This window comes from Acinetobacter sp. 789_lipA, from assembly GCF_058242845.1.
In genome coordinates this window covers 721,566-735,856 of the sequence record NZ_JBZAYS010000001.1, presented here as the reverse complement: position 1 = coordinate 735,856, position 14,291 = coordinate 721,566, and the positions used below count along the sequence as shown (strand labels likewise).

Annotated in this window: 16 protein-coding genes; 3 read left to right on the top strand and 13 right to left on the bottom strand. The window is 42.7% G+C overall.

The window, feature by feature from the left end; genetic code table 11:
- Positions 1–2: 2 nt before the first annotated feature.
- The 7 genes from AC4CUZ_RS03470 to tnpA all read right to left on the bottom strand — a co-directional run bounded on the left by AC4CUZ_RS03470 (position 3) and on the right by tnpA (position 5,937).
- Positions 3–998, bottom strand: coding sequence for an aliphatic sulfonate ABC transporter substrate-binding protein (locus tag AC4CUZ_RS03470; RefSeq protein WP_490747245.1), 996 nt, complete (start codon positions 996–998; stop codon positions 3–5).
- A gap of 16 nt (positions 999–1,014) precedes the next feature.
- Entirely contained in the window at positions 1,015–1,974 is a 960-nt protein-coding gene (locus AC4CUZ_RS03465) for a sulfonate ABC transporter substrate-binding protein (protein WP_490747244.1), read from the bottom strand.
- 331 nt (positions 1,975–2,305) lie between these two features.
- A complete protein-coding gene (gene argA / locus AC4CUZ_RS03460) occupies positions 2,306–3,658 on the bottom strand; it encodes an amino-acid N-acetyltransferase (RefSeq protein ID WP_490747243.1) in 1,353 nt (450 codons plus the stop codon).
- Between the two features lie 124 nt (positions 3,659–3,782).
- On the bottom strand, positions 3,783–4,139 hold the full coding sequence (locus tag AC4CUZ_RS03455; RefSeq protein ID WP_184119194.1) for an RcnB family protein: 357 nt from the start codon (positions 4,137–4,139) through the stop codon (positions 3,783–3,785).
- A 300-nt stretch (positions 4,140–4,439) separates the two neighbouring features.
- On the bottom strand, positions 4,440–4,823 hold the full coding sequence (locus tag AC4CUZ_RS03450; protein WP_004684183.1) for an RcnB family protein: 384 nt from the start codon (positions 4,821–4,823) through the stop codon (positions 4,440–4,442).
- A gap of 339 nt (positions 4,824–5,162) precedes the next feature.
- Positions 5,163–5,318 (bottom strand): hypothetical protein, encoded by a 156-nt coding sequence (locus AC4CUZ_RS03445; RefSeq protein WP_490747242.1) that lies wholly within the window; start codon positions 5,316–5,318, stop codon positions 5,163–5,165.
- Positions 5,319–5,538: 220 nt separating this feature from the next.
- Positions 5,539–5,937, bottom strand: a complete 399-nt coding sequence (gene tnpA, locus AC4CUZ_RS03440; RefSeq protein WP_490747241.1) for an IS200/IS605 family transposase — start codon at positions 5,935–5,937, stop codon at positions 5,539–5,541.
- Positions 5,938–5,976: 39 nt separating this feature from the next.
- Between tnpA and AC4CUZ_RS03435 the strand changes: the two genes are divergently transcribed.
- Entirely contained in the window at positions 5,977–7,194 is a 1,218-nt protein-coding gene (locus tag AC4CUZ_RS03435; RefSeq protein ID WP_436905660.1) for an RNA-guided endonuclease TnpB family protein, read from the top strand.
- Between the two features lie 120 nt (positions 7,195–7,314).
- Here the strand turns inward: AC4CUZ_RS03435 and AC4CUZ_RS03430 are convergent, their stop codons facing one another.
- From AC4CUZ_RS03430 to ubiG, 4 genes are all read right to left on the bottom strand, one after another.
- Positions 7,315–7,734: a hypothetical protein gene (locus AC4CUZ_RS03430; RefSeq protein ID WP_026056511.1), complete on the bottom strand. Its 420-nt coding sequence runs from the start codon at positions 7,732–7,734 to the stop codon at positions 7,315–7,317.
- A gap of 152 nt (positions 7,735–7,886) precedes the next feature.
- The gene (locus AC4CUZ_RS03425; protein ID WP_005401600.1) at positions 7,887–8,633 is read right to left on the bottom strand and encodes a YciK family oxidoreductase; all 747 of its coding nucleotides are present in this window, start codon (positions 8,631–8,633) and stop codon (positions 7,887–7,889) included.
- 36 nt (positions 8,634–8,669) lie between these two features.
- Positions 8,670–9,365, bottom strand: a complete 696-nt coding sequence (locus tag AC4CUZ_RS03420; protein ID WP_058868597.1) for an HAD family hydrolase — start codon at positions 9,363–9,365, stop codon at positions 8,670–8,672.
- Positions 9,362–10,078 carry a bifunctional 2-polyprenyl-6-hydroxyphenol methylase/3-demethylubiquinol 3-O-methyltransferase UbiG gene (gene ubiG / locus AC4CUZ_RS03415; RefSeq protein ID WP_490747240.1) on the bottom strand — a complete coding sequence of 239 codons (717 nt, stop codon included), beginning with the start codon at positions 10,076–10,078 and terminating at the stop codon, positions 9,362–9,364. The genes AC4CUZ_RS03420 and ubiG overlap by 4 nt, the downstream gene beginning before the upstream one ends.
- A gap of 180 nt (positions 10,079–10,258) precedes the next feature.
- Between ubiG and AC4CUZ_RS03410 the strand changes: the two genes are divergently transcribed.
- Positions 10,259–10,876 carry a thiol:disulfide interchange protein DsbA/DsbL gene (locus AC4CUZ_RS03410; RefSeq protein ID WP_490747239.1) on the top strand — a complete coding sequence of 206 codons (618 nt, stop codon included), beginning with the start codon at positions 10,259–10,261 and terminating at the stop codon, positions 10,874–10,876.
- Positions 10,877–10,970: 94 nt separating this feature from the next.
- Here the strand turns inward: AC4CUZ_RS03410 and AC4CUZ_RS03405 are convergent, their stop codons facing one another.
- Together AC4CUZ_RS03405 and AC4CUZ_RS03400 are read right to left on the bottom strand one after the other, a co-directional pair.
- Entirely contained in the window at positions 10,971–12,605 is a 1,635-nt protein-coding gene (locus tag AC4CUZ_RS03405) for an O-antigen ligase family protein (RefSeq protein ID WP_490747238.1), read from the bottom strand.
- A 109-nt stretch (positions 12,606–12,714) separates the two neighbouring features.
- Positions 12,715–13,392, bottom strand: coding sequence for a TetR family transcriptional regulator (locus AC4CUZ_RS03400; RefSeq protein ID WP_279701243.1), 678 nt, complete (start codon positions 13,390–13,392; stop codon positions 12,715–12,717).
- Positions 13,393–13,553: 161 nt separating this feature from the next.
- Between AC4CUZ_RS03400 and rph the strand changes: the two genes are divergently transcribed.
- A complete protein-coding gene (gene rph / locus AC4CUZ_RS03395) occupies positions 13,554–14,270 on the top strand; it encodes a ribonuclease PH (protein WP_004684198.1) in 717 nt (238 codons plus the stop codon).
- Positions 14,271–14,291 lie beyond the last annotated feature (21 nt).

The window sequence follows — 14,291 nt, the reverse complement described above, 5'->3', positions numbered from 1 at the left end:
GTTTAAGGTTTGCTCGGTGCAACCCAAACGGTACTTTGAACTTGAATGTGTTTCGGAATGAGCTGGACTTGTTGGAACAAATCTGCAATTTGTTGTTGGGCTTGCACCACTTCAGGCGTCAGGGTTTGAATTGGTGAAGGCTTCAGACGTTTGTCGATGACGCGTTGGGCAATAGAGGACTGTAAACCTGTACTTTGGGTATAGACGGAAAGTGCTTGCGGTTGGTTTTTTAGCACCCATTGATCGGCCTGATTCAGCCCGTGAATGAACTGAGCGGTGGCCTCAGGATAAGTCTGAATGAACTTGGGGTTGCCAATATAAAAAGAATAGGTTTGCGGAAATGCTGTGCCATCAATCAAGACTTTGGCATGTGCATCCTGCTCTGCTGCACTGAGGTAGGGTTCCCAAATGGCCCATGCATCGATGGATTGTTTATCAAACGCGGCACGCGCATCCGCAGGGGGCAGCCAAATTGGTTGAATGTCCTGCCAACTGAGTCCTGCTTTTTGTAAGACTTTCGCCAACAACTCATGCGCGCTTGAGCCACGCTGAACGGCAATGCGTTTGCCTTTTAGGGCTTGAATTGAACCAATGCGACTATTTTTAGGAATTAACAGGGCTTGAGAGTTAGCGGGTACTTGTTCGTAGCCGACATAACTGAGTGCTTTGTCAGCAGCTTGGGCAAAGATCGGTGGGGTATTGCCCACTGCACCAAAATCGACAGCACCAACGGATAATGCTTCTAACATTTGTGGGCCAGCGGGGAACTCTTTCCATTCAATTTTGGCTTGAGGAAATTGTTGCTCAAATAATTTTTGCTCACGTGCGACCAACAGGTTCAACGACGACTTTTGATAGCCAATCGACAGGGTTTTAACTGGATCTGCTGCCTGCTTTTCAGAAATATTTGTTGCTGCCGTGTCTTGCTTTTGGCATGCCCCCAGTCCAAGACTCAAGCTAACGATGCCAATACTGGAAACTGTTTTCAGTATTTTCATAATGATCTCTATATTTTTATTTAATAATGGCAGCGTCAATATTCAGCTTGTTTGGAATGAGTTTTTGTTGATAGAAAGCATCGGCAACGTACTGCTGTTTTTTTGCGACTTCGGCTGAAATGGGTTGAACGCCAAAGCCCATACGACCAATCGAGGTTTGTAAAATGTCTAAAGGCAAGCCTGTCGGTTTTTCTAACAACTGGGCAGCTTGTTGTTGATTTTGTTTAACCCACTGTGTTGTGGTATTTAATTCTTTCACGACTGTTTTTAAGACTTCTGGGTGAGCTTCCGCAAACTTACGATCGGCCAAATAGAACTGATGATTACTGACCAAGTTTTCTCCAGTAGCAATCACACGTGCCGAAATTTGATGTTCAGCGGCCGCAAAGAAGGGATCCCAAATGACCCATGCATCGACTGCACCTCGTTCAAACGCAGCACGTGCATCTGATGGGGGTAGATAGACTGCTTCAATATCAGAAAGTTTGAGGTTATTCGCTTCTAATACTTTAAGTAGCAGGTAATGCACATTTGAACCTTTGTTGAGTGCGATCCGTTTGCCTTTTAAATCTTGAATGCTCTGAATCTTTGAGTCTTTTTGTACGATCAGTGCTTCTGCTTTAGGTGCAGCAGGTTGGTTGGCAATGTAAACCAAGTTCGAATTTGCAGCTTGTGCGAAAATTGGAGGCGCTTCACCTGCTTCACCAAAGACCACACTGCCGACATTTAAACCTTCGAGGAGTTGTGGACCTGCAGGAAACTCGACCCATTTGACTTGGACATTTCGTGCTTTAAGCACCGTTTCTAAAGTGCCACGCTCTTTGACGATGGGCAAAATGCCATATTTTTGAAAGCCAATATTCAGTGTGACGGTTTCAGCTTCTTTTTTCCCACATCCAGATAACATCATGGCACCCACGACTGCTGCAGAAAGAACGCTTGTTTTGATCCAGAACTGTGCTCGAGAAGTGCTCATGTGTTTCATAACTCCAAATAAATAAGGTGAGTGAGTTGGTGAACACATACGCTAATGGGCATTTCTTTTCAGAAAAAATAAGAAATCGGGCTTTAGACATGAAAAAAAAAGATAAAAACAAAAGTGCAAAACTTATGCAAAAAACAGCAATATAAAAAACATAAAATATAAAATTTATTGAGATTAACTGATTGATATTTATTATTTAAAAGGTATTTTTATTTTTGGAATAAGCTTAGTGTTTCACGCAATATAGATTTGAGCGATTTTTGCGGTGTTTTCTAGATAAAGATATGAGAAATAAAGATATCCATAATCCTGCAAAAGCCACTTAAAGTGGCTTTTTAAAGACGAGCGAGTTGCGCTGATAGTTGTATAAGGCTTGGCGTGCATTGGGAAGTTCATCGACATTGGCCGTTTCAAAGCCATGTTCTAAGAACCAATGTGCAGTACGTGTGGTCAGTACAAACAACTGTTGAATGCCCATACTGCGGGCTTTACCTTCGAGATAATGCAAAATTTGGCTACCGCGATTAGATTTGCGATAGCTAGGATCGACTGCGACACAGGCAATTTCGGCACTGCGGATTTCACCCTCTGCCGCTGGCAGTGGGTAGAGCGCAGCACAGGCCAAGATCATGCCATCACGTTCAATTACCGCAAATTGACCAATTTCGTTTTCAAGACGTTCACGTGAGCGATAAACCAAAATGCCTTCTTCTTCAAGTGGGCGTAATAGGTTAATCAGTCCGCCGACATCTTTAATGTTGGCCATACGGACTTCTTCATAATGGGCATCGGTAATCATAGTGCCCGAACCATCACGCGTGAAGAGCTCCTCAACCAAGGCACCATCATAAGCATAGGAAATCAGATGGACGCGATGGACGCCGTGCGTCGAGGCTTTTTTGGCACCGCGTAAATGTACCGCAATGTCTGGATTCGAATCTTGGTATTTTTCAATTTGTGCATCGAGCTTGTGTGGCGAAATTTCGCGTTGCAACTGACCATGTTCATTGAGCAGACCATGTTGTTTACCCAAGAAAATCAATTTGTCTGCTTTAAGATGAATCGCTGTGCGGGTCGCCACTTCTTCAGCCAGAAGATTGAATACTTCGCCTGTGGTGGAATAGCCTGTTGGCCCGAGCAGCACAATATTGTGATTATCCAAATGGCGTTGAATGGCATCGGTATCGACCGTACGGACTTCGCCGGTTAACTGAAAATCGACCCCATCGCGAATGCCATAGGGCTTGGCTGTGACAAAATTCCCTGAAACCACATCAATGCGTGCGCCGTACATCGGTGAGTTGGCTAGTCCCATCGACAGTAAGGCTTCAATTTGCAAACGAATCGAGCCCACCGCGTTCATCACACAGCCCAAAGATTCTCGGGTGGTGACGCGACGATACTGATGAAATGGCGTTTGTAGTTGGCTTTGTTTTAAGTTGTGGTTGATTTGCGGACGCGCTCCATGCACCAAGATCAGGCGAATCCCGAGTGAATGCAGCAGGGCAATGTCGTGAATAATATGTTGAAAGTTATCATGCTGAACGGCTTCACCATCGAACATAATCACAAAGGTTTTATTACGGTGAGCATTGATATAAGGCGCAGAATGTCGAAACCAATGCACATACTGCAAAGTTGTACTGTGATGTGTTTCGATCGAATTCGTTTGCATGCCTGTCTCAAAATGAACTGCTTAGCATGATTTTAATCAAAAAATGCAGAAGAGGAAGTCTTAAATAGAAAAACACCTGAAGCAACGTTCAGGTGTTCTATCGGTTTTGCGACACAAGTCAGAATTAACCGATAATACGCAGGATACGGTTATTACGTTCATTGACTAAAACATAGTCACCATTGACCTTATACCATTGTTGGTAGCGTCCAGTGTTGGGTAGGCGACGTGCTTCGCGGTCACTGACATGGTAACGCGATGAGTCATAGCCTCGTGGTAAGGTTTGACCTGAGCGCCAGTCACGGCTTGGGTTAACACGTTTGTTTTGGTAGCGGTTGTTATTGTCCCAACGGCGGTCATCGCGATGATCCCAACGTGAGTCATGATCATGCGAGCGGTCATAGTACTGTGGTGCTGCCATTGCAGATGTGGCCATGAGTGCGCCTAAAGAGAGCGTGATTGCAGTCAGAATTTTTTTCATTGCTTTCGTCCAGTATTAGTCTTGTTTCGATCATTCAAAATTAGCGAATAACTCTAGAGAAAGCGTGAGGGCTATTTAGGTGAATTGTGAAATGTATGAAGAGACTGAGGAGATTGTTGTTTTTCTGCAATGTTTTCAAACAAAAGCTTTGGCGCATAAAAAAACCTGAAACAACGCCTTCCATGCTGTGCCTGACTGTGGTCTCTTAAGAGGAGTATGCAGTCGTACTAAAGCGGGTGAAAGGGTGTTGATTCAGGTCTCAAGAATAATGTCGAGGAGTTGTACAAAATGAAGCGCAGATTAAAGCCCCATAATGCGCAGAATATTGTTGCTGTCTGCGTCGACTAAGATGTAGTCATTGTTGATTTTGTACCACTGCTGGTTTCTGTTTGGCTTTGGAAGATTATGGTCTTTATATTCGACTTTATAGCCGTTACCACGGTAATGCTGTGGCATGACATAACCTTGTTGCCATTTATGCTGTTGTAAACGTTTGACACCGCGCTCTTCGCGCATACGTCGACGATCTTGCTGATCGTCATTACCTGAATCGCGAAAGTCACGTCCGCGTGGCTCATTGCCATAGCGTGGATGATCGTGGTCAAACTGAGGGGCAGCGGTACTGAGACTGCTTGCCATCAAAGCACTGAAAGAGATTGCCAATACTGTCAAAATCTTTTTCATGTTGAATCCTCATTAAGGTAAGTACATTCTTTCCTATAATGTACGAAAAAAATGCAGAGAAACTGTGAAGATGAATTGGGTATTTATTAACAAATGCAGAGATATTAAGAAGATTATGCCCAATTCTAAGCCTGAATTAAATCATCAATTGCGCTAAAGTCCAAAGCAAACAGTCTGTATCTTCTGATTTTTGACTCATTTTGAGGGCTCAGATCTCCCTTTGTCAAAGAATGCATATAGTCAAACTACTTTATTATCCATACAGGATTCTAAAAAATTCGAAATAATTCATTGACTTATTTGTATTGGTTTTATAGTGATTTGACTATAGTGCATTATTTAATTCCACTGCTGCGTTAGATGTTGTAATGAACCGATTGAATGAACCACTGCTTCAGCTTGTTTGGCATCCTCCAAAGCACAAATCAGGCTTTCGGGTAGTTGTAAATTATGGATATGACGAATGGTGTCATGTTTACGTTGCAAATCAGCCATGCTGCATCCTTATTTTCAATTCTTGATCAATCAGAATGATAAATAGGAAATATTGATCTTAAAAACCGAATATTTTTATTAAAATAATTTAAAAATACGATTTAAAATATCCAACTAGCCAAGCTGAGTTTTCAGCTTGGCTGATTCGGCTTAACTAACTGTGCGAAATTCTCCATCTATAATCTGTGATTTAGATTGTGATGGATAGCACGACTTTTCGTTATTCAGGTCTTTCTTGATTTTTTATATATTCCCGAATTACATCAATTGTAGCCCCGCCTGTTGTAAGTAGACAGTATGCTCTCGTCCAAAGTACAGGCTTCCAATAATACGGTTTTAGTTCTTCCTCAAATTCTTTGCGTATCAGTCGGCTTGACACTGTTTTTAGATTGTTAATGAATTTGCTTGGCATGATATTCGGGTGCATTTCTAGTAATAAATGAATATGGTCAGCTTCACCATTAAACTCAAGCAACTCAATTTCCCAATCGGCACAGTTCTTTTTTACGATTTCTTCAAGCCGATTGAGCATTTCATTTGAAAGGCATTTCTTGCGATATTTTGTTACTAACACTAAATGATATGTGAGCTTATAAACACAGTGATAATGTGATTTCATTATATTTACACTAAGTAATTAATTTGTTAAATTATAACTATGAAACAACCTTTTTTGAAAGCGTATAAATATCGCATCTATCCAAATTCTCAACAGAAAGTGCAGTTTGAAAAGCACTTCGGATGCACTCGCTTTATTTTCAATTGGGCTTTAGCTCTTCAAACCAAAGTCCATTCAGAAACTCAAAAATTATTATCAAAAAAGGATATTCAAGACCAATTGGTTGCAATGAAGAAGCAACCTGAATTTGAATGGTTGAATGAAGTAAACAGTCAATCACTTCTTAGTGGATTACTTCACCTGCATACTGCTTATAACAATTTTTTTCAGCGATTGAAGAAAGGCAAGATTGAATTCAGGAAAATTAAAGGCTACAAGCCAAAACTTGATGAAAAACGCCCATTGAGTCATATTGTTGGCTATCCACGGTTCAAATCCAAGAAAGTACCTCAACGGTCTTATCAATGCCCTCAGCACGCAACGGTGAGCTTTGAGCATGGTTTACTACATCTACCTAAAATTAAAGGGATAAAAACTGTATTTAGTCGGACATTTGATGGGAAAATTAAAACTGTCACCATTAGCAAAACAGCAACAGGTAAGTATTATGCTTCTATCTTAGTTGAGTCTGAGTTAGAGCTTGTTGCACCAACAACAGTTCAACCCGATCAAACTATTGGAATTGATATGGGTTTGAATCACATGCTCATTCAATCTAATGGTGATAAAGTTGAAAATCCAAGACACTTACGGCAGGCTCAAAACCGCTTAGCTATACAGCAAAAGATATTTGCCCGAAAACAGAAAGAATCTAAGAATTATCAGCGTCAAAAGTTAAGTGTTGCATTCATCCATGAAAAAGTGCGTTTGCAACGCTTAGACCTACATCATAAACTAACGCATCACTTGATCTGTGAAAACCAAGCGACCACGTATGCAGTAGAAGATTTAGGAATTAAAAACATGGTAAGGAATCGAAAATTAGCGAAGTCTATTTCAGATGTAGCTTGGGGTCAATTTCTTACGATATTGCAATACAAGGCAAAATGGTTTGGCAAGAATATTCTACAAATTGGAAGATTTGTTCCAAGTTCAAAAACTTGTTCTTGCTGTGGCTATAAGATGGAAAAGTTACCGCTAAGTGTCAGATTGTTTGAATGTCCAAATTGCAATTTGGTTGAAGATCGTGATGTGAATGCGAGTATAAATATCCGTAATTTCGCTTTAGCTGATGCACTAGGGCTTCGTGCTGTGTAAAGAGTTCCTATGCCACAATACTTGTCAGCGCAAGTGTGGCATCGAAAGGTGTAATCAATTTGATTGCATAGGTCGCAAAGATTCCCCCACCATAACTCTTAGTTTGGTGGTGGGAGTATGTCAATAGGCGTAGTTGAGGTCGGTATAATCAGTCAATGATTTCTGTACATGCGCTTGGATAAATTCACGTACATCGGCTGCAGTCATCGGTTCACCATTTTTGCTGATGGCATGCTCAATGTCGGGCTGACCGTCAATTTTGATGCGATAAACAAAGCTTTTCTTTGCTTTATATTGTTCATCATTCTTAGCAATGACCGTGACGTAGTGATAGCTATGTTCAAAGTTCAAGTCGGTATGGGCAAAAACAAACTGGTCGAAAAGTTTAAGTGTGGCGCCATTTTCCAGGGCTTGAAGTTCCTCCACAATACTGGCTTCAAACTTCATTCCATATTTTTCTGAAATCGGCTGTTGGTCAATCAACAGGCTAACCATACCATCTTCAGTGGGTTGTACAGTGATGTTACTCAAGTCCGTCATGGCATATGCTTCAAAAATGGAGTTGGGCATCAGTATCCGCAAAAATTGAAAAAAGACAACCTTTTCTGAACTTGAGATCATGTTGCAGATGACTAAGCTTCAGTTTGACGCATAAAAAAAGGAAGCCGAAGCTTCCTTTTGAATGACACATTTTAGTCTTGTGCATCAATACTTTGACCATTCATATGTAAACTATCATCGCCCATTAGGTACAGATAGGCAGGCATGATATTTTCAGGTGTTGGCAATGTTTTTGGATCTTCATCGGGATAGGCTTTGGCACGCATTGCAGTGCGGGTCGCCCCCGGATTGATACAGTTAAAGCGGATATTCGGTGAGGTATTTTCTTTGGCAAACAGTTGGCTGACCGCTTCAATCGCGATCTTAGACACAGAATATGCGCCCCAACGTTCACGCGTTTCACGTCCGACACCTGAGCTGGCAAAAACCACGGAGGCATGCTCAGATTTTTTCAGTAGGGGCATTAGCTCTTGAGTCATAACGAATGGCGCACGCAAGTTGACAGCCATGACATCATCCCAGACATCGACAGGATAATTTTCCAGTTCTGTGCGCTCACCCAAGATGCCCGCATTATGCAAAATGCCATCTAGGCGCCCAAACTGACGCTCTAAGGTGTCGACCAGTAATTCATAATCACGAGGAGAAGCGCTCGACAGCTGCAAGGGTAAAATTGCAGGTTGCGGCGCACCTAAGCCTTCAATTTCATCATAAATGACTTCGAGCTTATTTAAGGTACGTCCATGCAGCACCACAGTTGCGCCGTGTAGGGCATAACTTAATGCAGCAGCACGACCAATACCATCGCCCGCACCTGTAATTAAGATGATGCGATCTTTGAGCAGATCGGGGCGAGGTTGATATTCTGAATATTTCATCATTACCTCCTCGTTATTTTGATTTTTTAATTGTGATCAAGTCAGTGAATTGGACGGTGTAGTTTGACTCACAAGAGATTGAATAACATCGTCCAATTCAGCCACAGTCTTCACTATACAATCTGCCTGCCACGCTGTTAAGTCATCTTTGTGCGCGAATGGTAAATAACCATAAGCCGCCAAAATGGTATACATCTGCGCATTACGACCCGCATCGATGTCACGTGGATGATCGCCGACATAGATACAGTCTTGAGGTGCAATCGCGATGTGCTTGGCAGCCAAATACATCGGCTCAGGATCAGGCTTGGTCTGTGAGACATCCTCTGGGCAGACTAAAACCGCACAGCGCTCTGTCAAATTCAGCGCATCTAATAATGCTTCACTGAGCCAGCGCGGTTTATTGGTGACGATGCCCCAAGGAATCTCTTGGTTTTCAAGTTTTTCAAGTAGCGGATACATGCCCGAAAACAGGTCAGTATCTACTGCGATATCGGCACCGTAGATATCTAAAAAACGCTGACGATGTGCCAGAAAAACCGGGTCTTCGACTTCCAGTTCTGGATAAACCAATTTCACCATCGCCCGTGCACCTTCCGAGACTTGGCTACGGATCAGGTCTGCATCGACCACAGCGACGCCTTTTTCACGGCACATGTCTTGAATAATGCGAATAAAGTCGGCGGCAGTGTCGATCAGTGTGCCGTCAAGGTCGAATAAGACGGCTTTCATGCAGCACCTTCTTTGACGGTGTAGACCATATAATTGACATCGACATTTGGCGCTAACCAATAGCGTTTGGTTAATGGATTGTAATGTAAACCCGTCATGTCTTTCAGTTTTAGCCCTGCGCCGCGAATATCATGTGCCAGTTCTGAGGGCTTAATGAATTTTTGATAATCGTGAGTGCCTTTGGCTAACATACGCAGTACATATTCAGCGCCAATAATAGCAAACAGGTAGGCTTTTGGATTACGGTTAATGGTGGAGAAGAATACATGACCACCTGGTTTCACCAGTTTATGGCAGGCTTCAATGATTGAGGCAGGATTGGGTACGTGTTCCAACATTTCCATGCAGGTCACGACATCGTATTGTCCTGGTTGTTCTTCTGCGAGCTGCTCCACTGGAATTTGGCGATATTCAATATGCTCAACACCTTCTTGTTCTGCATGTAAACGTGCCACATTTAGGGGGGCTTCGCCCATATCAATGCCGAGCACATCTGCTCCACGACGTGCCATACTTTCAGCTAGAATTCCGCCCCCACAGCCGACATCAAGAACTTTTTTCCCATTGAGTCCACCTGCATGTTCATCAATCCAGTTTAAGCGTAGTGGGTTGATCATATGTAAAGGGCGGAACTCCGAGTGCTGATCCCACCATATGGCAGCAAATGCTTCAAATTTGGCAATTTCTTGTGGATCAACATTCAGTTGCGACATCGTCGGCACCTCAATTTAAGTCATGATATTTAAAACGTTCAATAGGGCTTAGTGTAGCGTTTATTCTAGAAAAAGCGATAAAAGCCTGAAAAAAGTTCACAGAATGAAAACGAATTTGGCAGATTTGATTTATAGTATTTGCATAAACTTATCATAATGATTTTGAGGACAATAAGTTCAATGAAAAAACTCCTTTTGAGTGGATTAGCAACCGCTGTTTTTGCTATTTCTGGTAGCGCATTGGCTGCAAATTTTGTGGCAGGTCAGGATTATATCGTCGTACCAACACCTGTACAGGTGGAAGTGCCAGGAAAAATTGAAGTCCGCGAATTCTTTTGGTATGGCTGTGGTCACTGTTTTAAACTTGAACCCCATATGCAGACTTGGTTGAAAAAACTACCGAAAGATGTACGTTTTGTGCGTACGCCAGCAGCCATGAATCCAGTGTGGGAACAAGCGGCGCGAGCTTATTATGTGTCTGAGGCTTTAGGTGTACGTAAAAAGACCCACCTGACGTTATTCCATGCCATTCATGATCAAAATCAACCAATTCTAGAGCAACCTGCTTTAGCCAAGTTCTATACTCAGTTTGGTATTCCAGAAGCGAAATTTAACAGTACTTATAAATCATTTGCGATTACTTCAAAAATTGCACAAGCACAAGACTTAGCCAAGCGTTATCAACTCAGTGGTGTTCCTGCGGTGACGGTGAATGGTAAATATATTGTGCAAGGTGAAGATGCTAAAGTGACTCAAGTCGTGGATTACTTGATTGAAAAAGAACGTGTTGCAAAATAAGCTGAATCTGTTTTAAGTCCTTATTCAGTTAAAAAGCCTGCTGATCAGTTAAAAAAGCCTGCTGATGCAGGCTTTTTTTATGGATTAATGATGTTTATTGCGCAGCTGATGCTGGCTGCAATAAATCCTCATAACGCAGCTCAATTTTTCTTAAGGTTTTTAAGCGCCACAGTTGATGATGAGCTTCGGCTTCATAGCCATTAAAGGCCAAGAGTTTGGCAAATTTGGTCAAATCATAGGGAATCGGGTAGTTTAGCACCATTTCCTCATAGTCACGTATTTGCTCAGGGCTGACTTTGCTGTACGGATTTAACTGAATCCATTCAATGCGGCGGTTAAACTCCGACAGCAGTAAAATGTGATCTTGATTGGTGAACTTTTCAGGGGTTTGTTCATAACGAGAAGCTTGATTCAGCTTTGGTACCATCAACTCATAGTCACGAATAATCAGTGCGACCAAGACCACACAAACAGTATATGTGATCGGCATGGCAAAGCCCGGTAAAGTCCACGTTTTCATTTTTTGCTGGGATTGAATAATGCCTAGAATCAACCCGAGTGGTAGTAAGAAATAAGCGTAGAACAACGGAAATTCGAGCATACCGTGAATCAGTAAAGCACCGACCATCAGCAGTCCAATCACAGATTCGAGTGATGTCGCATGCTTTTGCAGTTGATAGCCCCAATAGCTAAGATAGGCAAAAAATGGAATCGCAATCACTAATCCATTCCACAATATAAAGTCGAGAATGAAGTTGTGCGCACTTTTCACCCAAACTGGGCCTTGGAACTGATCACTGATTAGGGTGTAAGCCACACTAGTTTGATGCCAACCATAACCAAACCAAGGTCGTTCAGCAATGGCATGGAGCATCTGTTGCCAAATAGCAAGACGCGACATATCGCCCGTTGCTCGCGCAACTGCATCACGGGTTTGGGTCACTTCGACATTAGACAGCTGAGCCAACAGGTGATTGAGCTGTGGAATAAACGCAGTAAATGCAATGAACAACGCAAACCATGCGAGGGCACTATACCACTTCAGTTCAACCACACCCTTGTACTGCTGATAGAGCAAATACAGCAGTACACAGATACTTGCGACCCATGATGTGCGGGACTGACTCAGGGCTACCGCAAATAACATCAATGCAGCACTGACGCATAGCAGAATCGAGTTGAGTTTTTTCTTTTCAAATAGGTACAGTGTGCCGAGTAAGGACAGCATCAGAAAGCTTGCCATATTGTTCGGCTGAGCAAAGTTGGCATAAGGACGATCGCCTTTTAAAGTGGTCATACCGGGAATGTACTGTTCAATATTGAGCCATTGGCAAGTGGCGATGAGCGCTGTTACCAGACCGACCGACCAAAATACACTACACAGACCACTAAATAATTGCTCACGTTCCAAGGGTTTTTGGCTCAGGTTAAAACCTAAAACCATACTCAGCCAGAATGCAAAGATATATAAGCCACACATCAGTGCTTTGCTGAAAAAGAACAGCTCGCCAAAACCGTACTGAATGAAGGGCACGAGGCTCAACAGCAATAGCGGCAGGCTCACTTTCGGGAGCAAGAGTTTTTCTTTTAAAAATAAGGCAGAGAGTGCAAATAAAGATAAAAATGCAAATAATTCACCTGTATAGGTGACCCAAGGTCGATAATGAATGGGCAATAGCCATGCCAAGGCAATACAGACACTCGCCGCTAAAAAAAGAAAAAAACGCATAGGAGCTACAGATGAAAAAACTGGCTCTATGATAGTGAAAAAGCATCCAAGTTTGAGTAAAGCGCATTAAAAATTTTGTAATACGGCAAAAATTACGTCTGCAAGCGTCTTAATGTAAGGTCGGATTGGCGTGTTTGGTTTGAGCAGATGGTCGTTGCCAATTGGAGATTCCACGGAACATGAGTTGAATCTGCACGATGGTTTGCAGTTTAAATGCAGCCTGCTGCTGTTGGAGTTTCTCGAGAGCTACATCTCGACTCAAACCAATCCAGCGCATGGCCCAGTTAAAGGAGGCATCCATTAAAATATTGGCCAAAACTTTGAGGTCTTCGCTGTCATGAATATGTTGCATGCTTTCAATACGGGTTAATTCATGGGCGAAGTCATCGATTAAAAAGGCAATTTCTCGCTCAACAGCAGCACGGATCAAGGCTGACCCACCCCAGCGTTCTCCAATCAAGAAAATCCACTGTTCAGGATGTTGCTCTACAGCATGAAAAAATAAATCTAAACTGTGCTCAATCGTAGCATGTGGACCATAAACATAGCTTTGCCCCAATTGGGTTAACATGCTTTTGATGTGGAGCGCTGCTTGATCGACCAGTTCAAGTCCTAACTCATCCAAATCATTAAAGTGGCGATAAAAGGCGGTCGGTACTAAACCCACTTGCCGAGTGACTTCACGGAGACTAATGCGAGCAAAGGAACGTCCCGAGGTGCTGAGTTGTAATGCAGCATTTAGCAAAGCTTGGCGGCTTTGTTGTTTACGTTCTTCCCGAATCGACATAGATGATTGCCTCAGCCTCTTTTAAGCTCCAGTTTAACAAAGAATATGGATGGGTAGGGAAGCAGGCGATCAATTACAAATGCAATGCAGTCAGACAAATGCTTTGGGTCTGCTTCTGCTATACTATGCGCCAACCTATTTAGTCAGATGAAGGGCGTATTATGCGTATCGACCAACGAACATTAGATCAATTACGTGATGTCACCATTACTCGTAACTACACACGTTATGCGGAAGGTTCGGTATTGGTTGAGTTTGGTCATACCAAAGTTCTTTGTACGGCAAGTATTGATAACTCCGTACCACGCTTTTTAAAAGGCAAGGGTCAGGGCTGGGTAACCGCTGAATATGGCATGTTGCCGCGTTCGACGCATACCCGTAGTGACCGTGAGGCTGCGCGTGGTAAGCAAAGTGGTCGTACTCAAGAAATTCAACGTTTGATTGGTCGTAGTCTACGTGCCATGGTGGATTTAAAAAAACTCGGTGAAAATACCATTACCATTGACTGTGATGTGATTCAGGCGGATGGTGGTACACGTACTGCTGCGATCACTGGTGCTGCGGTGGCTCTCATTGATGCGATGAATACGTTGCTTGAGAAAAAGAAAATTAAGCAAGATCCATTAAAAGGCTTAGTGGCTGCCATTTCAGTCGGTATTTTCCAAGACGAAGTACTTTTAGACTTGTGCTATGAAGAAGACTCAAACTGCCAAACGGATTTAAACGTGGTCATGACCCAAGCTGGCGAGTTTATTGAAATTCAAGGCACGGCAGAAGATAAACCCTTTACCCGTGTACAGTGCAATGCCATGTTAGAAATGGCGGAAAAGGGCATTCAAGAATTGGTGAAAAAACAACAGCAAGCACTGGGCTGGTAAGTTTTAACCCAATAAAAAACG